General features: G+C 58.2%; 16 protein-coding genes. 4 read left to right on the top strand and 12 right to left on the bottom strand.

Annotated elements, in window-relative coordinates; genetic code table 11:
- Nucleotides 1-655: 655 nt before the first annotated feature.
- Together DNK59_RS22660 and DNK59_RS22655 are read right to left on the bottom strand one after the other, a co-directional pair.
- Nucleotides 656-1,198 (bottom strand): hypothetical protein, encoded by a 543-nt coding sequence (locus DNK59_RS22660; protein ID WP_110724696.1) that lies wholly within the window; start codon nucleotides 1,196-1,198, stop codon nucleotides 656-658.
- Nucleotides 1,199-1,258: 60 nt separating this feature from the next.
- Nucleotides 1,259-2,446 (bottom strand): CdaR family transcriptional regulator, encoded by a 1,188-nt coding sequence (locus tag DNK59_RS22655; RefSeq protein ID WP_256596578.1) that lies wholly within the window; start codon nucleotides 2,444-2,446, stop codon nucleotides 1,259-1,261.
- Between the two features lie 325 nt (nucleotides 2,447-2,771).
- On the opposite strand from DNK59_RS22655, the gene DNK59_RS22650 reads away from it, so the two are divergent.
- Entirely contained in the window at nucleotides 2,772-3,641 is an 870-nt protein-coding gene (locus tag DNK59_RS22650; RefSeq protein WP_110724694.1) for a phytanoyl-CoA dioxygenase family protein, read from the top strand.
- Nucleotides 3,642-3,751: 110 nt separating this feature from the next.
- Here DNK59_RS22650 and DNK59_RS22645 read toward each other — a convergent pair whose 3' ends face one another.
- The 4 genes from DNK59_RS22645 to DNK59_RS22630 are packed head-to-tail and all read right to left on the bottom strand — an operon-like array spanning nucleotide 3,752 to nucleotide 10,243.
- Complete coding sequence (locus tag DNK59_RS22645; RefSeq protein WP_110724693.1) at nucleotides 3,752-4,714, bottom strand: YCF48-related protein; 963 nt, start codon at nucleotides 4,712-4,714, stop codon at nucleotides 3,752-3,754.
- Nucleotides 4,715-4,724: 10 nt separating this feature from the next.
- Nucleotides 4,725-7,139, bottom strand: a complete 2,415-nt coding sequence (locus DNK59_RS22640) for an RND family transporter (protein ID WP_110724692.1) — start codon at nucleotides 7,137-7,139, stop codon at nucleotides 4,725-4,727.
- A gap of 8 nt (nucleotides 7,140-7,147) precedes the next feature.
- The gene (locus DNK59_RS22635; RefSeq protein ID WP_371920315.1) at nucleotides 7,148-8,794 is read right to left on the bottom strand and encodes a DUF1302 domain-containing protein; all 1,647 of its coding nucleotides are present in this window, start codon (nucleotides 8,792-8,794) and stop codon (nucleotides 7,148-7,150) included.
- Between the two features lie 27 nt (nucleotides 8,795-8,821).
- Nucleotides 8,822-10,243, bottom strand: coding sequence for a DUF1329 domain-containing protein (locus tag DNK59_RS22630; RefSeq protein ID WP_110724690.1), 1,422 nt, complete (start codon nucleotides 10,241-10,243; stop codon nucleotides 8,822-8,824).
- 862 nt (nucleotides 10,244-11,105) lie between these two features.
- On the opposite strand from DNK59_RS22630, the gene DNK59_RS22625 reads away from it, so the two are divergent.
- Nucleotides 11,106-12,128 carry an AraC family transcriptional regulator gene (locus DNK59_RS22625; RefSeq protein ID WP_110724689.1) on the top strand — a complete coding sequence of 341 codons (1,023 nt, stop codon included), beginning with the start codon at nucleotides 11,106-11,108 and terminating at the stop codon, nucleotides 12,126-12,128.
- A gap of 112 nt (nucleotides 12,129-12,240) precedes the next feature.
- Nucleotides 12,241-13,287: an AraC family transcriptional regulator gene (locus DNK59_RS22620; protein WP_110724688.1), complete on the top strand. Its 1,047-nt coding sequence runs from the start codon at nucleotides 12,241-12,243 to the stop codon at nucleotides 13,285-13,287.
- Nucleotides 13,288-13,477: 190 nt separating this feature from the next.
- Here DNK59_RS22620 and DNK59_RS22615 read toward each other — a convergent pair whose 3' ends face one another.
- Nucleotides 13,478-14,125 (bottom strand): hypothetical protein, encoded by a 648-nt coding sequence (locus DNK59_RS22615; RefSeq protein WP_110724719.1) that lies wholly within the window; start codon nucleotides 14,123-14,125, stop codon nucleotides 13,478-13,480.
- A 110-nt stretch (nucleotides 14,126-14,235) separates the two neighbouring features.
- Entirely contained in the window at nucleotides 14,236-15,606 is a 1,371-nt protein-coding gene (locus DNK59_RS22610; protein ID WP_110724687.1) for an FAD-binding oxidoreductase, read from the bottom strand.
- A gap of 656 nt (nucleotides 15,607-16,262) precedes the next feature.
- Between DNK59_RS22610 and DNK59_RS22605 the strand changes: the two genes are divergently transcribed.
- Nucleotides 16,263-16,895, top strand: a complete 633-nt coding sequence (locus DNK59_RS22605) for a TetR/AcrR family transcriptional regulator (RefSeq protein WP_110724686.1) — start codon at nucleotides 16,263-16,265, stop codon at nucleotides 16,893-16,895.
- A gap of 304 nt (nucleotides 16,896-17,199) precedes the next feature.
- Here the strand turns inward: DNK59_RS22605 and DNK59_RS22600 are convergent, their stop codons facing one another.
- The 4 genes from DNK59_RS22600 to DNK59_RS22585 all read right to left on the bottom strand — a co-directional run bounded on the left by DNK59_RS22600 (nucleotide 17,200) and on the right by DNK59_RS22585 (nucleotide 22,520).
- Nucleotides 17,200-18,075 (bottom strand): alpha/beta fold hydrolase, encoded by an 876-nt coding sequence (locus tag DNK59_RS22600; protein ID WP_110724685.1) that lies wholly within the window; start codon nucleotides 18,073-18,075, stop codon nucleotides 17,200-17,202.
- Complete coding sequence (locus DNK59_RS22595) at nucleotides 18,072-19,598, bottom strand: NAD(P)/FAD-dependent oxidoreductase (protein ID WP_110724684.1); 1,527 nt, start codon at nucleotides 19,596-19,598, stop codon at nucleotides 18,072-18,074. The genes DNK59_RS22600 and DNK59_RS22595 overlap by 4 nt, the downstream gene beginning before the upstream one ends.
- A 198-nt stretch (nucleotides 19,599-19,796) precedes the next feature.
- Nucleotides 19,797-21,266, bottom strand: a complete 1,470-nt coding sequence (locus DNK59_RS22590; protein ID WP_256596577.1) for an aspartate aminotransferase family protein — start codon at nucleotides 21,264-21,266, stop codon at nucleotides 19,797-19,799.
- Complete coding sequence (locus DNK59_RS22585) at nucleotides 21,267-22,520, bottom strand: aspartate aminotransferase family protein (RefSeq protein ID WP_110724683.1); 1,254 nt, start codon at nucleotides 22,518-22,520, stop codon at nucleotides 21,267-21,269. It lies immediately after the preceding gene.
- Between the last annotated feature and the right edge of the window lie 12 nt (nucleotides 22,521-22,532).

The following is a 22,532-nucleotide window of genomic DNA, read 5'->3' as shown; positions in this document are numbered from 1 at the left end:
CACTGTCAGTCGGCGGGTAACTAACTCGCTGAACAATCGGCAACTATTGCAACTGTGGCTAACCAACGTCCGTTCACTGAAACGGCCAATTTTCCCGGTCGCTTGCCGCGCTTTGTTCGTATGACTGGGTCAATTGATCAGATTTCATGCCGATCATTTGATCAGCAATGAACGCTTCACGCCACTTCTTTTTTATGCCTTTAAAATCAATGAGATACAGAGGTTTGAGGTCCTGCTGCGCAGCCGATGGCAGTGATCCCCCACCCCTGCCTCTGTTCGCTTGTGGCGTGTCTCGCTGATCGAGGTACAGGGGGGAATGGCAGCCTGCTGCTCCCCTCCTCGCGCTTTTCGTTGTTTTTTTGCAAATGGCGTAAGGTCAACCCAACTGCGAGTTGTAACTAACGCAGTGAATCAAGTTGAGTTGGACTTGTTTGAGTCTGGCCAGATGGCGTCGATCCACAGGAACGAACGATTAAGGAAAGCCTGGCGCAAAGAGTGATGGGCCGTGCCGTAAGTTACTGGACAGCGCCCCATGAACTTGGATCGATAGGTAGTTTCAGTAAGTTGCTGCAACGACCAGAAGAAAGGGTTTCTGCAAGCCCCCAATGCGACGCGATTTGAAGACCTGAGAAGTTACTTCATTCAAACAGGAGATTCATATCAGAAGTGAAGCGCCAGTCAAAAGCAAACCAATGATCAGAAAGATTGTAGTCAGCCGCGTACTGACTCTGGGGGTCGGTTGATGTTCAACGATTTTGCCGATGGCGAAATACAACCTATCAATTATCTGTTTTTCGTCGAGGTCTTTTGAATCAAAGATCGAGTCAATCACAGATCCAGCATTGGGGAATGGGTCACGCAAGAACGGGGCGGCATCAAAAGCGCTTTGTTGCAAGGCTCTAGCCGAGAGCAAGGCGGACGCAACAAGAGCAGCAAGTGCCAGTACCGCACAGACCGCCTCTAGAATAGTGATCGTATCGAGGCTGGCGGCAACACTAAAACGAAGTACCGCGCCGTACAGGGTTATGACCCCCGCCAATGCGCCAAGCGACAAGGTAAACATCAAGCGAAGATAGACAGTCACCAAACCTCTTGAAACCGAAACTTGCTCAAGATAGATCTTGACCAGCGTTTCTATCGTCAGGCGGCGTGCCTCGAATGCAAATCGACGCTCATCTGCAGGGGTTACGGGCAGCATGCAAAATTCCTCACGAAGAAATGGCCCAGAACAGGGGGAAAAGACTTTGCCGTGCCTGGCTCATGGCGTGTCCTCGTCAGCATGCAACGGGGTATTCCAGATCACCAGTTCCAGGGCGGCGGCAATTTGAATGCGGTAGTCCGCGAAGGGCACCGGCAGCAGATCCTGAGCTCGCTCAAGCCGCCGCAACAATGTGTTGCGGTGCGTCCCAAGGGCTTCAGCGGTTTGAGTGATGTTGCAGCCATTGGCCAGAAACGCATGCAGCGCACGCTGCAGAACCATGGACTCGGTCGCCAGTCGCCCTAGCGTAGTCACGACAAACTGCTTGGCCGCTCGTGCATCCTGGGTCATCAGGGACACCATCCGCACCTGATCGATGCTGGTTACAGCGGGCGCTCCCGCCAACCGACCTAGCAGTCGCTGTGTGCTTAGGGCCTCCAGATGCGAGCGCCGGAAACCATTGAGCCCCGCACCTGGAGAACCGATTGCCGCGCGTATCTTCGGAAACTGCTGAATCACGCCCGGCAGCATGTTCAGGTCCAAAGGCTTGGCCGCGCTCGCCCAGACCCACAAGGTGGCCGGGCCGGCCAACACGATCAGCGGCGCCGCTGTCCCGGTTAGGCGCGCCAGGGCTCGCGCCAGGTCTTCGAGCGGGCGGATCTCGGCATCCGGGATCTCGCTCCACACCAGGTAGGCGTAGTGCTTCTGAAAAATGGTGTAGCCCAGGCGCCGGCTGAACAGTTCGGTGTCCACTTCCCTGCCGTCGAGCAAGCGGCCGACCAGGCTGCGCTTGTCGATAGGGTCGTCATTGGCTTGGGCGAGCTTTTCTTCCAGGATGATCTGGGTAATCACTCGCATGTTGTTGTCGATGAACTCCGAAATCGAACGCGACGAAACTTCAAGCAATTCCTCAAGCAACTTCGGGTCCTGCGTCAGGCTGAATGCCACCTTCATCCAGAGTCCCCAGGCTGCGTTTTGTGTCGCTCTCGCAGCGTTGGTCAAGAGTTCGGACAACCCTCTGCGGGCAAGCTCTCTGGCGGTATCCACCATGTCCGCGGACACATAGGGTTCCACCGGCTCTCCAGGGCGTTGCATGTTGGCACTCGCCCAATGCAGCAACTCCGAGCGGTTGGCGCGCCGGCACGCGGCGAGAATCACCGGGTCTTCCAGCAGCCTTTCATCTTCCGGAGCAGAAAAAAGCGCTTGGTTCAGGCGTTCGAGCCACTCGGGCGGCAGGCTCTGGGCCATCTCCGCGCCTTTGCGCATAAGCTCGCGAACGGCTTCCGAGGGGCGCGGCCAGTGTGATGGAGCGTTGTTCATATGGAGTGCAAATCAACCCAAAATATTAATAAAACAGGTGCACTTTATACCTTGTTGAAAAGCTTCGGCGAAAATAGCATGAAGTCACTGCCTGAGCAAAAAAAATCATAAGGAGGCACGATGTTTCTCCAAGTTAGTTTTGAGTTTAGTGCAGTAGCCAGCTTGATAGTTGACTTGTTTATTGGCGCAAGTCGATGAGTTCTGCAAGTCAAGTATCTACATGCAAAACCTTTCTCATATTTGGAGTTTTCAAATGTCCAGCCAGCAAAATTCCGTCACAAGTTTGCCCGTTGCAAACCGATCGACTTCGGCCCAGGAAATTGTTTCTCTCAGTGATCAGGCAGGTGCGGTCATCATTCGAAACTTCATGACGGCTGAACAAGTAGTGCAGATCAACAAGGAATTGGATGAACCGCTTGCAATGCTTGAAGCAGGTTCCAAACATGAACACCAGCTGGTTGCAGAGTTCCACGGCTATCAAACTAAGAGGCTGACCAACCTGATTACCCACAGCCAGACCTTCCGTGAAGAAATCCTCGATGACGAGCTCTTTCACGAGATAGGTCAGGCGCTCTATGCAGCGGAGTGTGGTGACTGGTGGCTGACTACCGCGCAACTGATAGAGATCGGGCCTGGCAACAAGGCGCAGATGCTGCACCGGGACATGGCCCAATATCACCCGTTTGTGGCCATGAACAAGGATGCACCCCGTGCCATTACCAACCTGATGTTGGCGCTGACAGATTTCACCGAGGAAAATGGCGCTACGCGGCTGATTCCGGGAAGTCAGCACTGGGATGACTTCGAGGATGTGGGCTCGCCGGAGATGACCATCCCTGCCGAGCTCAAGGCCGGTGACGCGGTGCTGTTCGGCGGCAAGGTGGTACACGGTGGCGGCGCCAACGTAACGACGGATCAATACCGCCGTGGGCTGACGATTCCGCTGCAGGCGTCGATCCTCACTCCCGAGGAAGCCTATCCGCTGATCGTTCCACTTGAGGTGGTCAGAACTCTTTCTCCGCGTGTTCAAAAGATCATCGGTTTCCGTTCGCAGTATCCCAATGCCAGCCCGGGTCTCTGGCAACATAATTACGCCGACTTGGCGGACTATCTCAAACTCTGACGGATGTAACGGGTTCGAGGGGAAGGCAGATTGCTTCCCCTCGAACATGCTTCACGCCCGCCTGCAACAGACAACTTGGCACACTGGCCAGTGTTGCCTTGGACACCCCGCTACGGGTGTTCGGGCACTACGCCGCGTCGCGAAAACAGCACAGGTGAACCGTCCGGCCCCAGTAGCGCCGCTGTCAGCGAAAGGCCTTCGCTGGACTGGCGCTCTTCAAAGCTGTGCCCGGCGTCACCACTGACAAGCATCAGCCCATCCAGCCCGACCGCCAGCACCCTGGCGCCGGATACCGCAATGGAAGTGACCGAGCCTTTGCTTTGCATGGGCAGCTTGCGGAAATCTCCGCCCTTTGCAGAACCCTGCAACAGCGTCCCGCGCTGGCCGCCCAGCAACAGGCTTCCATCCGCCAGTGCCGCGCCGGACCACAGGGTGCCTTCATAGCCGGTATCCAAGTAGCTCCAGCTTTGGCCCTGGTCTTCGGAAAGCAGCACCTGCCCGTGTTCGCCAGTGGCGTAGAGCTTGCCCTGGCGGTCGGCAAACAGCCCCATCAAGTTGAGGTCCGCCTTCTTCGAGCCGGGTGGCGGCTGCAAGTGCTGCTCGGTCCATGTCTGTCCGCCATCCTCGGTGGTCAGCACCAGGGCCCAGAGACCAACGGCGACACCTTGCCGAGCGTTGAAGAAATGCACGGCGAACAGCGGTCGGTCCTCGGCGCTGGACAGACGCTGGAGCTTCCAGGATTCGCCGCCGTCGGTGGTGACCAGGATCGCCCCCCAATGGCCAACGGCCCAGCCGCGCCTGGCGTCAACGAAAGATACCCCGGTAAGCGGCGTAGACAGCGGCACCGAGCTTGCCTGACGGAAGTTTTTCCCGTGATCGTCGGACAACAGCACGATACCGTGATCGCCAACGGCAACCATCCGCTCGCCGGCCCATACGGCATCCAGCATGGTGGCCTGTGTGGCAATGCTTGACTGGACGGCCGGCACCGCCTCCAGTGGCGCAGCCGGCAAGGAAAGCGGCAGCAGCACTGCGGCCAGCGGAATGACCTTCGATAAAAAACCGTAACCCATGATTCTCTCCTCAGTGCACCAGCGCGCCGATCATGCGCACGGGGCGCCTACGGGGAAACAGCCACTCCAGCCAGACGGCAAAGGCCGGCAAGACGGTCATGGCCATGACCATATTGACGATGAACATGAAGGCCAGCAGCTTGCCCATGTCGGCCTGAAACTTGAGTTCCGAGAACGCCCAGGTGGCGACGCCGATCGCCAGGGTAATGGCGGTGAAGATGGTCGCGATGCCCACCTCGAGCAATGCATGCTCGACGGCCTTGGTGATGGGCTGGCCATGGGCCTGGTGCAGTTGCAGGCGGTTGTAGATGTAGAAGGCGTAATCGACACCGATGCCCACCGCCAGCACCATCACCGGCAAGGTGGCGATGGTCAGGCCGATCTGCAACTCCTTCATGAACCAGTAGCCAATGAAGGTGCCGATGGTCAGGGGCAGGCAGCACACCAGCACCGCGCGCCAGTCGCGGTAGACCACGAATACCAGCAAGGCGATGGCGGCATACACATACAGCAGCATGGGGGTTTCGCTTTTCTCCACCTCCTCGTTGATGGCGGCCAGAACCCCCGCGTTGCCGGAGGCGAGGCGAACCACAACACCGGGCATCGGGTACTGGCTTCTAAAGGCCTTGGCCGCCTCTATCACTCTGTTGATCGTGGTGGCCTTGTGGTCCGCCAGGTACAGGTGCACGGCCGACATGCTGCAATCGGTACGCATCAGCCCGGGGGTACGTGCAACCTCGGTGGCCAGCGCGGCATAGTTCACGGGGTCGATGGGGACCGCGCCCATCTTCGGATTGCCTTCGTTGTACCCCTCATTGAACTGGCGCAGGTTGGAAGAGAAGGAAGCCACCGACAATACGCCGGGCACCTCCTGCATGGCCCACACGAAACGGTCCTGATATTGGCCCACGGCAACCTCCTCGCAGGCAGCCTGGCTGTCTCCAGCGGAGTCGCCTCGATTGACTTCGAAAACCACGCTGAGCCAGTCCAGGCCGATGTCGTAGTTGCTGGCGATGGATACCGCATCACGGTTGAAGCGCGAGTCTTCACGCAACTCCGGTGCACCAGCCTGTAGAGTGCCGACAACCCGATCATGGCTTTGCCAGATCGCGGCCAGGAAGATCATCAGGGCAATGCCCAGCACCCATTGCGCATTGCGCCGTTCGGCGAGCCGACTCAGGCCGTGCAGCCAGCGGGTACGGCGCTGCCGGGCGATTTCCTGGGCGCTGGCGTACTTGTCGTCGACCCGCAGCAAAGACGCCACCAAAGGCAGCATCACGAGATTGGTGATGATCTTGAACGCCACGCCGAGCGAGGCGGTGATGGCCAGCTCTCGCACCATGGGGATGGGAATCAGCAACAGGGTCACGAAGGACACCAGAGCCGTCACCAGGGCCAGGGTGCCGGGCACGAGCAATCCGGTGAAACTCGAACGCGCCGCCTCCTCGGCGCTCTTGCCCAGCGCAATTTCACGCACGATGAAGTTGATTTGCTGCACGCCATGGGAAACCCCGATGGCGAAGACCAGGAACGGCACCAGCACTGCCAGCGGATCGAGGCCATAGCCCAGCAGGCGCAAGCTGCCGAACTGCCACACCAGCGACGCCAGCGAGCAAACCAGGGCCAGCAAGGTAAAACGCAGCGAGTGGCAGTACCAATAGACCGCCGCAGCGGTCAACAGCAGGGCCAGCAGGCAGAACTCCAGCACCGCCGAAGCACCGTCGGCGATGTCGCCGATCTGCTTGGCGAAACCGATCATCTGGATCTCGAAATCACCATCCTCGAACTGCTGGCGCAGCTCTTTTTCCAGCGCATGGTTGAACGCGACATAGTCCAGGCGCGCTCCGTTGGCATCGAACTCATTGAGCTCCGCAGTGATCATCGCGCTGCTCTGGTCACGGGAAACCAGGGTGCCGATAAAGCCGCCCTGAGCGCTGGAGCTGGCGATCTTGGCGATGATTTCATCATCCAGGTGCTCGGCTGTAACGGTGCCAGGCACCAGCGGGTCGGCGCGGAAGCCCTCTTCGGTGATCTCGTTGACGAAGGCATTGGGCGTCCACAACGAACGCACGCTGCTGCGTGATACACCGGGAAGGAAAGTCAGCGCCTGGGTAACGTCATAGACCCGTTTCAGGCCCGGAGCGCTCCAGATACTGCCATGCCGCGCCCTGACGACCAGGGTCAGACGGTTCGCCCCCTGCAGGTCATTGCGGTACGCCTCGAAGGTCTTGATGTATTCGTGGCCGATGGGCAATTGCTTTTCGAAGCCGGCATCCATGCGCAATTGCACGGCGAACCAGGCCATCACCAGGGTGAAAACGGCCAGGCTCGCCAGCACCAGCCGACGATGTCCGAACAGGACTTCCTCGACGCGTGACAGCAAGCCACGCGCGCGTACTTCAGGTAATTTTACGGAACCGTTCAAGACAGGCCTCACAAGGTACGGGAGATCGCGATGCCGACGTAATCTCGGTCACGGTAGAGCTGGTCGTAAGGCGTATCCCCCCCCATGAACTTCGCGTAGTTGAGGCCGATCTGCCAGCTGGCCGGATTGCGCACGAAGTTCAGGTACAGATTCATGTTGCTGGAGTCTTTGGTGAAGGTCGCGGCGAGGTTCGGCGTGCGCCCTGCGAGGGAGCGTGAGTAAAAGATCCCCGGGGTGACCTGCCACCCGGGCAGCAGGGTGCCATCGTAGGTCACGCTGAAGTCCATGTTGATACCCGACGAAGTCTTGTCGCCGCGGGCCTTCGGCGCTGTCGCAGGGTCCAGCTGCCAGGTGTTGAGGCCCGCGGCGATCGGCTCGCCGTTGACTTCGTCATGCAGGCTCGGGTACTTGATGACCACCAGCTCGGTCAGCAGGCTGCCGGTGCTGGCCTTGGTGAAATCCAGCAGCATCGGCGAGTTGGAAGGCGTGAAGCTGTACACGCCCGTCAGGTGCCATTGGAATTTCTTCTCGTCCTTCCAGCATTTGCCGCCATTGTTCGCGCACAGGTCGATGGTGGGGTTGAGTGCCACCGAATCCTTGGGTCGGTACGACAGTTCCGTGCCCACGGCCCAGTCGCCAATCGGCATATTGGCACTGACGCCATACAGCATGCGGTCTTCCTGGTACCGCCAGGTGGGTGACACCGCCAGGGTGTTGGGATCGAGCAGCGCCACGCTCAAGGACGGCATTTTGTCGTGATAACGCATCACGTAGAAGCCGTAGTTGACGTCGCTGTCCTCCGGCTGCCAGCGCAGCGAGAGGCCCCATTGACCGCTGTCGCGGGCATTCTTGTCGGAATATCCATAAGTGCCCATGCCCTTGCCCAGGCCATTGGTCGTGGACCAGTAGCTGCCTACCGGAGGCAATTCGCTCTTGTTCCAGCGGAACTGGTAGTAGGCCTCGATATTGAAGCCCGAGCCCAGGCCCGAGGCGACGCTGAGCATGGGCGCTGGCAGCACCGCCTCTTTGAGCTGGACGCCAGGACGGGCCAGGGCCTGATAGTCGTAGGCGTTGGTGTTGTTGATACCGCCGGCCACGAACAGGCTTTCACCCCAGTTGATCACCTGATTACCCAGGCGCGCCCGAACCCGCTGCTCCCCCACGTCGAAGCCCTTGCTCACCCATAGATCCAGCAGCCGCGCCTTGAAGAACAGGTCGTCACGAGCGGCGTCGGTGAGGCCGTCGCTGCCCACCCCTTCAGGAGTATTGAACGATTGGGTACCTGTGGTGTGGGTAGCGGCAAAGTCGCGGATCCAGCTGCCGCGCGCCATGAAGGTGACGTCCTCGGGCATCTTCAGCAGCAGTTCATGGGTGCCTTTGAGGTAGTTGGTGAACAGATCGCCGCGGTCGTAGTTCAAGTCGCCCTGATCGGCTACGCCCGAAGTCTGTGCCAGGCAGCCCGAGGGCGCATTGTGCCCGCCTACGCCCTGGTTGATCAGGTTGCAGCCCCGTGACTCGGTTCGCAGCCCCATGCCCGCGGTGATGGTGGAGTCGAAGGAACCATGAACGGTTTCGGTTTCAAAAGTGAACCCCATTGCCAGGGGGGTGGCGCACACGATGACAAGGCCTGATGCTTTGCTAATTATTTTTTTCATGCTGGCTCTCGATCTGACGTCGGTTTTTTAGCGCTCGCTGATAGCTCGCAGGTTATCGGAGGTGAAGAAGTCGCGTTTCAGGCGGGCATTGCCGGTTTCGTCGGTGATCCAGCGAAGATCGTTCTTGCCTGCACCGATCGAGGTCATGTCAAACAGGAAACGGCCATCGATCAGGTTGTACTGGACCTGGGCTTCCACATCGCAGGCGCCTGTTTCGTACACCGGCACCGAGAAGCCTTCGCGTACCTTCCAGATCTGCCCTTGCTTGTCATAGTCAACGGCGAGCAAGGCGTTCCAGCTGTCCTCGTCGATATAGAACAGGCGCTTGGGCGCCTGATGACGCATGCCTTGGCGGACATTGGCCTCGACCACCCAGACCCGATGCAGCTCATAGCGACGCGACTGCGGCGCAATCGAGTCGTTGTTGGCAAAGGTTTCCACCTTGGCGGCGGTGTTATAGGCACCGAAGGCGTTATACGGAACCAGCAGTTCCTGCTTGCCGACCAGTTTCCAGTCGAAACGATCCATGGCGCCGAAGAACACGTTCGCTTCGTCGACGGTGTATTGGTTGTCCAGGCCAATCTGCGGGGCGTCGTAGGAGTAGGACGGCATGCGGCGCACGCGGCGCTGCCCGGGGAAGTAGTAGAAGGTCGTGGCTTGTTCACCGGCTACTGCGGTTTGCACTGCGGCCTGGCCGGCCAGCGCTGGCGGCTCCTGGAAGTTGAAGTAGGTGGCGTTTTCCAGGTGGCCGACGGACGAGAACAGTGCACTGCCCTTCCTGCCCCAGGGTGTGAAGAACAGCGTGTCTGTCGACTGACGCAACCATTCCCCGCCCTTGCGTGGCGAAATCCCGGAAATGGTCCGAGGAATCTCAAGGCCAACGCCGCGATAGCGCATCTTCATGTTCCACATCACCTCTGCACCGGTTTTGGGAACAGGGAACGGGATGCCCGGAACATGGGCCTCCTCAAGGGCGACCCCCGCAGCGTCAAGCTTGGCGAATCCGACGTTCTGCTTGGTGTTCTCGGCCACGAAGTCCGGAGCGCCGCAGGTACGGCGGGTCTGATAGACATCCATGCGATAGCCTGGAATCTTCTTGAACAGTTCAAGCTGGCCGGGGGCCAGTTTGCTCGCATACTGCGCGAGGTTGTTCGAGTCGATGCTGTACAGGGGTTTGTCCCCCTTGAACTTCCAGTAATCCCCACGTACCTGGCCGTAATTCCATCCGGCGCCCTGGGGGCCTGGCGCTGTCCAGGCCGGAATGTCCCCGCTGGAATTTGCTGCAACCTCGCCGCCCAGAGGAGTGAGCTTCGAACCCAGCAGCGCAGACTCCGAGCTCTCGGCCTGAACCGAGAACATCGCAGCGGATGCGGCAACGCCCACCAGTAAACGCAGGAGTGCATTGCGGGAAAATGCTGCACCTTTTGGGCGCTTAATTACGTCATTCATTGGAAGATCCTCAAAGGCGTTTACCGGCGCCTCGACCGTCGAATCGGGCGAGACGCTTGATATCACAGGTTTAGATCATCTGACCTGATCAAATGAACAAGTCTGTTGAACAAGTCAGCAAGTCACATGCCAAGATCCGAAAATCAAGGTTTCTGCATACACATCAATAAGTTAGGTTTTTTCGGGTGATTCGCGGGCTACAACGGCTCGCACTGCTATGTAAATTCAGGAAACATCTGTTACGAAGATCCACCTGGGCCCCTGCGCACGGCTCAAGGGGCGGCCCGATATCAGCCACGGCCACAGGCAGGCCTGCTGCGCACTCAGCGTTTGCAACCTAGGAAAAGAAATGGGGTTGAGTCTTCAGGGGCTCAGCATTCAGAAATGCCGAAAGACATCGGTCATGCTGACCGTCGGGTACTTGACGTGTGGGTCGGGGGGTAAGCGGGTAAATGCCGGCTTCGTTAAGTAGATAGTGCTCAGGGTCAAGGTAACTGCCAGAACGGCAAATCCGAAACGACGCATCGCAGACCTCCAGAATTACAATTTTTTATATTTGTGGTTCCGAGTCTGGTCTGTGCGGGGCAATAAAGCTTGATAGATCGCGCCACAAAATAGCCAATTTACGCAGTGCAAAGGGTGACCCGCCAGGCACCGTCAAAGCTGCGATAACCTAGAGTGCCGTGCCCGGCCCCAAGTGCTGGCAAGAGGAATAAAAGCGGCTTTTTAGCGGCTGGTCGTCCTGCAAAATGGCAAGAGCGATCGTGTATGCATGCTGCTGCAGTATCAGTAGCAAACCAAGTTCGTCTGCTCTCCGGGGCGACATATCGCACCATGTCGGATGCACTATCTGGGAATAGAAATGGCTTTCCTCATTCGTGGCACTGCCCTGACAGGGTTTGATGAGTTTGCAGCCAGCCAAGGGCTCGAAACGCAAAGCATCCTGGACGAAGTTGGGCTTCCCGGGGACGCCGCCGATGGAGTGATCTGCGGCATACAGTTCATTGAGTTGCTGGAACTGTGCGCGAAGCGATCGCACAACCCGATGTTCGGGCTGCAACTGGGCCTGCATCAGGGGGCGAAAGCCCTGGGCAACATGCTCTATGTAGTCAAGAGCAACAGTACATTAGGTCGAATCCTGGAGGAGTTGACTCGCTACTTCCACTTCCACAGTACGGGGGCGGATCTGTACCTGCAGCGCAAGGGCGCTACTGCACAATTGGTCTATGAGCTGATCGATGACGAGGCCGTTTCTGGAAGACAGGCAGTGGAATGGACCATGGCGATTTTTTTCCGTCTGGTCCAGACCCTGCTTGGGCACCCCTGGAGGCCGCTCGGTTTGCAGTTGCGACACCCTGCCGTTGGCCAAGTCAGTGCCTACAGGCAATTGCTGGGAGTCACTCCGCACTTCAGCAGCCCGGTCAACGCCTGGGTCTTTGCCGAATCACTGCTGGACGCCATCCCCAATACCGTAGATGAAGCGTTCAACGAGCTGGCCAAGGAGCACATCACCGAGCTCGCTCAACTTACCCTGCAGGAGTTTCCTTCCTACATAAGGAAGTTGCTGCACAGACAACTGCCCAATGGTCAGGTAACTGTCGAGCAGATCGCCGATAAGGTTAAGATCAGCCCGCGAAGCCTGCAGCGTTACTTGCAGTTGGAGGGCACCAGCTTTCAAAAGCTTCTTGACCAGGCGCGCCAATCGATGGCTGCCCGTTACATGAGCGACTCGTCCATGAGCTTGACGCAACTTTCCGAACTCTTGGGGTATGCAGATCTGAGCGCCTTTTCCCGCGCCTTTACCCGCTGGAACGGCATAAGCCCGCAAAAATGGAAAAAAACCATCAAGCCGCCTGCTCAGCTGCAGCCTGCAATACGCCACTGATAGCCACCATCTGCATCTCTGCCTGGAGTGACTCCAAGCCAAGTAACCCTGGTAGCTTTACCTCCCTCAATCCAGTGCTCCGAAGATCGGATTATCAAGGTATTACAACGCATTGTTCACGCCCCTGGTTCGTGCCATCGCCCTCCACGGCTTCCATGAGTTCGCCACTGCCCAGGGCCTGAACTCGGCGGAAATATTGCGCCGTGCAGCATTACCACAGGAGTGCTTGCGTAAGCCGGAAATGCTCCTGCCCTACCGCAGATTCTGCAACTTGCTGGACCTGTGCGCGACGCAGTCCGGCAACTCCTTGTTCGGCCTACAACTTGGGCTTTATCAAGGTGTCGGTGTGTTCGGTGATCTGTTCTACCTGATACGCAACACCAAGACCCTGGGGGAAGCCTTGGCCGAGTTGCGAGCGAGCTACTCGCTGTATTTCAACGATGCGGACATTGAACTGGATGTTGAAGGTGAACGGGCGATCCTCAGCTACAAGTTGAAAGAGCGCGACCTGCCCGGAGTGCAGCAGGTCGAGGAGTCCGCCTGTGGGGTCGCGTTGCAGTTGCTGCGAACCCTTGCCGGTAGCGATTGGCAAGCCAGGACCGTGCGCTTCCGCCATGCACCGGTAAATGATGAGTCGATTTATCTGCAAGAGCTGGGTCTGCAACCCAGGTTCGGTGAAGCCTGTACCTCCCTGGAGTTCGACTCATCTGACCTTGCATTGGCCCTGAGCTCCAAGAATGAGACGCTGCATGGTCTTATTACCAGGCACATAAGCAAGGTCGAACGACTGTCGGCAGAAGAGTTATCCGCCTACATCCAGCAACTGCTGCGTTACCTGTTACCTTGCGGACGTGCAACCACAGAGAAAATAGCCAGCTGCCTGGCGGTTCATCCACGCACCTTGCAGCATTGGCTCGCACAGAAAGACACCTCTTTCCAGCAGTTGCTCGATGAAACTCGCCAGGAACAGGCCAGCCAATACCTGCTGGACCCGTCCATCAGCATGGCCCAGATGTCGGGGCTGCTTGGCTACTCGAACCCCAGTGCCTTCAACCGTGCATTCATTCGCTGGTTTGGCACAACCCCTTCACAGTGGCAAAAAGGGCATGGCGTGAAAAAGCAGCCACGCCTGTTGCGTAGCGGTCCGTTCAGGGGGTAAGGGCATGCCGCCAACTCACGTCCCTACCCTGCACGGCCGCCGAGCTGATCTTTAAGCAAAAAAACGCCCCGTAGGGCGCAAAAGAGTACGTCCAGGCCTGGCGTACAGTCACAACTGCGCCTGTACGCCAGGCCTGAACAGCTATCGAAAATCGTGCTCTTACAACCATGTTGCCAAACCAGGCACAACCTTATCTGGCATTCAGAAGCGACCGAAAAGCAGCGCTCTTCGAGCGGTGCAAGGCGTCACAGGCGTAATACAGCTGCACAATCGAATACGTCCAGGTGAGAAAGGCAAAGGTCATGAAGATCAGCTTTGTATCATCCCCGGGAATCGGGAAGAAATCATAACGAAGTGCCACGGTCAGCCCCGCCACTCCGCCCAGGACGCTGGCCAGGGCGTGAAAGACGGCTCTGGCGCGCAGCAACTGCCAGATGAAGTAGCAAAGGTACAAGGTGTAGAGGCACCACATAAGCACATAGAAATAAGGGAGCCAGGCCTTGGTGAAATCGGACAGGTAGTAGACGGCTGTGGCAGCAAAGCCTGCGACAAACAGGATGATGTCCTTGGCGCGAGATGGCTTGTAGCCGTGGGTGACCGCCATCAGGCCAAGCGTGCCGATAATCGGCACGCCAACCCCTCGGGAAAAGGCGTCGAGAAACAACGCAATGTTGTAGTTAACCTGCCAACCAGTGGCAATGTAGGTGGTGAAGTTTGACGCCGAGATGCCTACGATCAGGAACTCCAAGCCCAGCAGATAGTTGTTTTTCCTGATGAATCCTATTCCATAACCCAGCCCGGAAATCACCAGGACAATGCATGAAACCAGTGCCAAAATATCTCTCAATTCCACGATGACAGCCTCTGAAAATGTTCTAGCGCGATGCCTTGCGGCACCTCTATCAAGGGTGTGGCGACATCCTGCGGTTAAGGCAATCGACCTTGCCTTCAACCATTGAAGGCGCGCTCCTTGCGCACCTTGTTGTCGATTCGCTCGTCTAACAGCTTGGCCACCGCAAAAGCCGCTTTTATCGCGCACCACTGAAAGGGCTCGGGCAGCATGGACGGTACCTGGCGTTCCAATGCCGCCAGGCGCGAAGGGTCGTTACCGGCGATTCGTGCGGCAAGAACCGCCCCCATGAGCGACTGAGTGGCAAGACCATGCCCCGAACAGCCCACCGAATAGAAGATGTTCTGTTTTACCCCTGTAGAGCCAACCACCGGCAGCGCGTCATAGGCGGCGCTGACGTATCCACTCCAGCAATGCTGGATGCCAAGGTTCTGCAGCGACGGAAAGCGTTCGCGCAGGCCGCGCACCAATGCGGCGTAGGCTTGGTTGTCCGGCACATTGGGCGTCTTGGAACCGTAGACATAGCCGAGCTGTTTAACGGTCAAGACCATGGTGTCGTGAGCCGTCAGGCGGTGGCTCTCCATGGTGTAGTGCGGGGTGATGAGCCCTTCTCGCCCCTTCCAGCCCAGGGATGCCAACTGTTCTTCCGATAGCCGCTGGGTCTCGATCGCCGAAACCCGGATCGGCGCCACCTTGTTACGCAACAACCCCAGTTGCGGGGTATAGGCGTTGGTTGCCAGAACCATGACCGGCGCCGTCGCACTTCCATGGGGCGTCTTGCAGGTGATCGCCGAGCCTTCGCTGTAGGAAAGCAGTGGCGTGCGCTCGTACAGTTTCACCCCGGCGCTGAGTGCCGCGCGGCGCAAGCCATTTATGTACTTGCCGGGGTTCAGGGTGCCGCCCCGTTGCGCGCTGCCGAACAGAAACGCGGGGGGGATGCCACGGGCACGCATTTCCACCGGGTCGACAAAGCGCGTAACCGAACCCAGCTTGTGTCCCAGCTCCATATTTGCCCGCAGGCGCTTTTCCTGGCTTGGATGAACCGCGGCGCGGATGACTCCCGAGGGGGTGTAATCGCAGTGGATACCCAGTGCAGTCAGGCGCCCTTCCACATAAGTGACGGCCTCGTCGTAGAAACTGACGAACTCTCTGGCCTTCTTCAAGCCTACGCGCTTGACGAAAAGATCGAACTCGATAGCCATGCTGCCCAGCAGGTATCCGGCGTTGCGCCCGCTGGCGCCGAACCCGGCGAATTCCTGCTCCAGAACTATGACTTTGGCCCCGAGAGCATTGAGCTCAAGGGCTGTCGACAGCCCGGCAAAACCGGCACCCACCACTATTACATCGGCCTGCTCATGGCCTTTGAGTTCCGCTTGCAGATCGGCAGGGCGCTCCAGCCATCCACCAATACTGCGAAACCTCAATGGCTCGGAACGGTTGTAGTGAACCGCGTTATTCGAAGCATTCATTTGTTTCACTCCCGGGTGCACACAAGTCATTTTTATGCGTATTCGGACATCTGGTCGGACATGACCGCGCTCAATCAGCCTGTCGCGAAGTTTCATGCTGGCTGGCGTCGCTCTTGTTACGGACCCCGGCCGCTCTTATGGCTCTACACCACAAGGCATTGAATTAAGTAACTGCCGAGTTCTGCTTCGAGGGGCATCAGCGTTTGTTCTGAGATGAAGTCCGAAATAATGATGCCGCCAACACGCTTTATGTTTTCAATCACTGGCTCAACCGAGTCGCTACTACTTAGCGTCTTGAGTTGTCGCGTTTCCATTTCGGAAGACTATGGATCAAGCATCATGATCAACTGACCATGTCGTTTGATCAAGAACGCAAGTTGTATGCCATCTTAATAGAGCGGCATAAACCGCGGGCCTCGAATACCCTGCACACCGAAGGTGAATGCAAACGATACCAACCTACCCACTTCACCCTCAGTTGCGTTTCGAAACAGCGTGACAGTTCGGGTATTTGCGAAACACTCGTTATGTGCAGGAGAGGGAATCATCGACGTACATGCACTCATGGATTGCTGGGCATCCATGCGTTAGCATCCACCACCGCCGATATTGAACCGGGTTACTGTTGGCAACACCGAAAAAAGGAGACTGAATCTATGGCTAGAATGGGCGCAGAAGTGCGTAGACAAGACTTTATCGAAGCTACCGTGAAGGTAATTGCGCAGTACGGAGTAGCTAACGCAACCACTCGCCGTATCGCTGCCGAGGCAAAATCTCCACTGGCTTCACTGCACTACACCTTTCACACCAAGGACGAGCTGTTCTACGCGGTCTACGAGTCCCTGATCAGCACGCCGCAACAGGCTGTGGCCCATGTAACGCCAAGCGCCACTACCGAGAAGACGGTGGCAGAGCTACTGCGCCAGGCAGCCAATTGGTTCGTCACCCACCCCGACCTGGCCATCGCGCAGTCCGAACTCTTCGCCTGGACGCTGCGCAACAATCCGGCCATGGCGACCCAGATCTATTCTTATGCCGGTCTTGCAACGGAGCAGGCCATTGAACGGGTGATTGGCTCTCGACTGGACAAGGCGGCCCTGACAAAGACCAGTCGCTTGCTCATCAATCTGCTCGACGGCTTGCTGATCTCCTGGTCCGCCCACGGCAATATCGAGCGTTTGAACGAGGAAACCGATACGGCCTGCCATGCACTGGAACTGGTGGTGGCCAGCATTGAAAGCATTGCCGAAACTGCCCCCGCCTCGGCGAAATCCAGTACAGATGCCTGACAGTTTTTCCCAACAAGGAAGTTGCGTTTCTTATCTGTCCCCTGCCCGTTTAACAGCAGCCTGCGCACTGCATGATCAACCCGCGGGCTATCGAGGTTGCACAAGCAATCTTTGTGAGCAGTTACACGATAGAGTTCATCGAGCAAGTATTGGTTAGTTGCAAGACGGGAATAAATCCGATTTAAAAGGCGTTGCAGTAAAAGTATTGCGCTGTAGTGTGCAGCGAAACAGGCAAGTCAGCTGCTGCATGATTCAATGATCTAAAAAGAGGGGCGCATAATACGCCCCTAAATAAGACAGGGTTTTACAGCATATGCCCTGCCAAGAGAGACAGTAATAAAGCTATCAGTCCTCGCGGAAGGTCATGCCCCATGCCAGGAAGCAGAACAAACTTTGAGTTGGGAATAGCCGCCGCAGTGGCAAAACCACCACTGGGGGCAACCATAAGATCTTTATCCCCATGAATGACCAAGGTGCTGCATCGAATTTGCACCAACTCCTTGGTGCGATCCCCCGAATTGATAATGGCTCCAACTTGCCTGGTTGTTCCCAGGTGATTTAACTCACTCCCTCCCCGCTCCCATGCCTGGGCTGCATAACAACGCAAGCCTTCTTCGTTCCACTCAAGCCTGGAGCCTATGAGACGCATGATATCGACATAGTCGCGCACGCTTTCATTCTGGTTTCTGGGCGGCCGACGCAGAACTTGCAGAATCGCCTTGAACGACGGCTGCCCCACGCGCAGCGACCCGGTGCTCGAGAATATCGAGGTCAGGGTTTTGACCCGCTGCGGGTAGCGAGCAGCGAGCGTCTGGGCAATCATGCCGCCCATGGACATCCCGACAAGATGCGCCGACTCCAGCCGCAGGCCATCCATCAGGCCGACCACATCATCAGCCATGTCGCCTATGTCGTAGCCTGGGGTGGGCTTGCGAAAGAACTGCTGCAAGGACGTGGGCGGCACCACATCGGTGAAGAACGACCTGCCCGAATCGCGATTGTCCAGGGTGATCACGCGCAGGCCTTTGTTCACCAGGCCATCGATGAGCGACTGCGGCCAATAGGTCAACTGCAACCCCAGACCCACCACGAAGATCACGGCAGGGTCTGCCTCGGCCCCATAACTGCGATAACAGATGTCGCCCTTGCCTGCCAATGTGCAGTACTGATCCTTGCTCATCGGCCGTTGCTCACGGGCTGCAGTGCAACGCCGCTCTTCAGGCGGACGCTGGGCGCCGCGCTGAACTTGAGACAGTCTTCGGCCACCGTTCCGCGGCGCAGCAACTTGATGTCGCGGAAGTAGTCCATCGACATGACCCAGGGTTCGCTGGTGCCCTGGCGAGGCATGCTATCCAGGGCGCGTTGCACATACCCCGCACCAAAGTCCAGGAGCGGCCGAGTTTCAATGCCCTCGGGCGCCTGTGGTTCGCAGACGGCATGGTTCTGCTCGTCCATGAGGCCCAGCAGGCGACAGAAGTGATCGCACAGCAGGCACACCTTCAGAGTCCAGGAAGAGTTTGTATAACCCACGGCGAAGGCAAAATTCGGCACGCCGGAGAGCATCATGCCCTTGTAGGCGAGGGTCTGGCTGAAGGTCACCGGCTTGCCATCCTTGTACAGGGCAATGCCGCCGAAGAGCTGCACGTTGAGCCCGGTGGCCGTGATGATGATGTCGGCCTTGAGTTCCTTTCCGGATTTGAGCAGCACACCCGACTCGGTAAATCGCTGCACGTGATCGGTCACCACGTTGGCTTTGCCCGAGCTGATCACCTTGAACAGATCCCCTTCGGGAACCGAACACAGGCGTTGATCCCAGGGGGCGTATGGCGGGTTGAAATGCACATCCACCGGATAGCCCTTGGGCAATTCCTTGCGGGTCAGCCAGATGAGCAACTTGCGGGCAAGTTTCGGGAAGCGCTGACAGAAGGCCCAGAAGCCCAGGGTGATCTTGGCATTCTTGTAGCGGGTCAATGAATAGGCGGTCTGCGCCGGCAGTACCTTGCGCAGGAAAGCGGCAATCGAATCACTGGCAGGCTGATTGACGATGTAGGACGGCGTGCGCTGCAGCATGGTGATGCTGGCGACCTTGTCCGCCATGGCTGGAATCAGCGTCACCGCAGTTGCGCCACTGCCAATCACCACCACCCGTTTACCTGTGTAGTCCAGGTCTTCCGGCCAGTGTTGCGGGTGGATGATCTGCCCCTTGAACTGCTCCGAACCTTCAAAGCGCGGGCTGAAGCCCTGGTCGTAGCGATAGTAGCCACCGGCACTGAACAGCCAGCGGCAATGGACAGTGCGGATTTGGCCAAGCTGACCGTCCTCGACTTGAACGGCCCACAAGCCTGTATCGCTCTGCCAGTCTGCCGAAACCACCTTCTGCTTGTACTGGATAAAGGGTTCCAGGGCGTACTCGTCGACGGTCTCGCTCAGGTATTCGAGGATGTCCTTGGCGTCGGCCAGAGACTTGTCCTTGGTCCAGGGCTTGAAGTCGAAACCAAAGGTATACAGGTCCGAGTCAGAGCGAATGCCAGGATAGCGAAACAAGTCCCACGTTCCTCCCGCTCGCTCACGGGATTCAAGAATCGCAAAGACCTTGCCAGGCTGGTGGCGCCGCAAGTAAGCGGCCAGACCAATACCAGAAACACCAGCTCCCATGATCAGAACATCTAACGGCTCGGCCGGAAGAACTGCGTGAGAAGACATGTCGCCTCCTATTGTTGTGTTATAGAGACATGATCAAATGATTTGATCATTCGATCATGTTAGATCCGGCGTTACCAGCCTTACAAGGTGCAAAATGCACCACAGCCAGACTGTTTTGAGGTGATTTGCACCTTGTCGCGATTTGCCTGAGGCATGAATGCCTCGCGCACCGCAGCAACCAGTGATCGCACGGTTGGATTACAGAAGGTTCTGTGACCGAGCCCAGTCCGTTGCGTCACTCAGTGTCCGCTCAAACGCACTGAAGATGGCGTCAACATCCTCCTGCGTGGTAATCAGCGGCGGGCAGAAGGCGACCGTGTCGTATATGGAGCGAATGATCAGCCCATGCTTGTGGGCTTGCTTGAAGATGTAGCCGCCCAGGATTCCCGGCTGGCTGAAGGGTTGTTTCTGCGCTTTGTTCGCCACCAGCTCGATCCCGCCCACCAGCCCTACTCCGCGCACGTCGCCGACCAGGGGATGATCCTCGAAAGCCCGCAACCGGCTCTGGAACACCGGCGCCAAACGCTGGACATGGCCAACCAGGTCGCGCTCTTCGATGATGCTGATGTTTTCCAGGGCCACGGCCGTGGCGACGGGATGACCGCTGGTGGTCAAGCCATGCACGAACGCCCCCAACCGATCGCTCTGGCTCACCAGAACCTCATTGATGGCATCGGACACCAGCAAGGCCGCCAGCGGCTGATAGGACGAGGTGAGCTGCTTGGAAAGCACCATGATATCGGGCTGGATATCGTAGAGCTGAGCGCCGAACATCGTGCCCAGCCGGCCAAAGCCGGTAACGATTTCGTCGATCACCAGCAGGATGTCATAGCGTTTGCACACCGCCTGGATCGCCGCCCAGTAGCCCTTGGGAGGTGGCAGCACTCCGCCCGCGGCGATGAGCGGCTCGCCGATGAAGGCGGCGATGGTCTCCGGGCCCTCAGCCAGGATGTGCCGCTCCAGCTCGTTCGCCAGGCGCATCGAGAACGCCTCCTCGCTTTCCCCGGGCTTGGCCAGACGGTAATAGTTCGGGCAGGTCAGGTGGTGTACGGGTATCGCTGGAATATCGAAGTCGCGATGAATCGACGGGATACCGGTCAGGCTCGCCGAAGCCACAGTGGTTCCGTGATAGGCCTGTTGGCGCGAGATGAATTTTTTCTTCGCAGGCCTGCCCAGTGCGTTGTTCAGGTACCAAACCACCTTCACCACCGAGTCGTTGGCTTCGGAACCGGAATTGGTGAAGAACACATGGTTCAAGTCACCGGGGGCGAGTTCAGCCAGCTTGGCGGCCAGAGCCGCGGCGGGAGCATGGGTCTTGTGACTGAAGTTGTGGTAGTACGGCAGCTGCTTGAACTGCTCGACGGCCGCATCGACCAGGCGCTTTTCGCTGAACCCCAATGCCGTGCTCCAGAGGCCCGACATGGCTTCGATATAGGCATTGCCCTGGTCATCCATCACCCGTATGCCATCACCCTTGGCGATGACAACAGGCCCGACCTCGCGGTGCAGGGCCAAGTTGGTATAGGGATGGATAAGGGACGCCAGATCGTTTTGCTTGGTTGTAGCGGCACTTTTCATCAGCTGGTTTTCCTCCTGTGACGGGTTGCCGACCACGGGTCCCATTGCAGCACGTGCATTGCCACGTGCTGCCCTGGAGTCCTGATCCATTTACTTGCTCAACGCTGCCGCCACCGACTCGGCGAAGATCCTCAAGCCTTGTGCAAGCTGATCGGTGGGTGTGTTGATGGGTGGCATCAGCTTGATGATTTCGCCGTTCGGGCCGCAGCGATCCGCCAGGAGGCCTGCCCGAAGCGCACGCTGTTGGGCGTCCTTGGTCAGCGCAACATTGCCCCGGCCGAAGTCGATGCCGGCCACCATGCCGCGGCAGCGTGCACCGACCACGCCCGGAATCTCGGCGATGTCGGCAACCGCTCGCGCCATGAGCGCAGTGTTCTCGGCGAGCAGTTTCAGGAATTGCTCGTCGTGCCAGTAGCCGAGCGCGATCTGGGCGGTGAGAAACGCCAGCTGGTTGCCGCGGAAGGTGCCGATGTGATCCCCCGGCTGCCACACATCCAGCGCGGAGCGAATCAGCACGATTGCCATCGGCAACCCAAAGCCGCCGATGGATTTGGCACAGGTCACCAGGTCCGGCTGGATCCCGGAACGCTCGAAACCGAAGAAGTCCCCGGTGCGCCCGCAGCCGGCCTGCACCTCATCACAGATCAGAATCACACCGTGCTCAGTGGTCCACTGGCGCAGCCGTTGCAGCCAACTGTCCGAAGCCGCATACACACCCGCCTGGATCTGTACCGATTCCACAATCACTGCCGCAGGCAGCTCCGAGCCACTGCCCTGGTCGTTGGCCAGGCGCTCGAGAAAACCGATGCTGTCGAACTCGCCGTATGGGCTGTCTTCGTAGGGAACGAAAATCACCTCGGAGGACAAACCGGCGCCGCGCCGAGTGCGGTTGCCGGTGACCGCCAGGGCTCCGGCGGTCATGCCATGGTAAGCACCATAGAAGGAGACGATCTTGGTCCGCCCGGTGGCCTTGCGCGCCAGCTTCAGCGCGGCTTCCACCGCGTCGGCGCCGGTAGGGCCGGTGAACTGGACCTTGTAGTCCCAGCCCCGCGGATCGAACAGGTCACGCTTGATCGACTCCAGGAAGCGACGCTTCATGCTGGTATGCAGGTCCAGGGCATGGGTCACCCCATTGGCCGACAGATAGTCGATCAGCGCATCGCGCATGCGCGGGTCGTTGTGACCGTAGTTGAGCGCCCCGGCACCGGCGAAGAAGTCCAGATAGTCACGGCCATCCTCGGCGTGGATCTTGCTGCCCTGGGCGGTATCGAACACCAGGGGCAGGTCCCGGCAATACATCCGGACGTTGGATTCGAGTTTCTCAAAGGTCTCGATGTTGTTCATGCATAGCCTCTT

It is taken from the genome of Pseudomonas sp. TKO26, assembly GCF_003225665.1.
Taxonomy (GTDB): domain Bacteria; phylum Pseudomonadota; class Gammaproteobacteria; order Pseudomonadales; family Pseudomonadaceae; genus Aquipseudomonas; species Aquipseudomonas saponiphila.
This window is presented reverse-complemented; position numbering and strand designations above follow the sequence as displayed.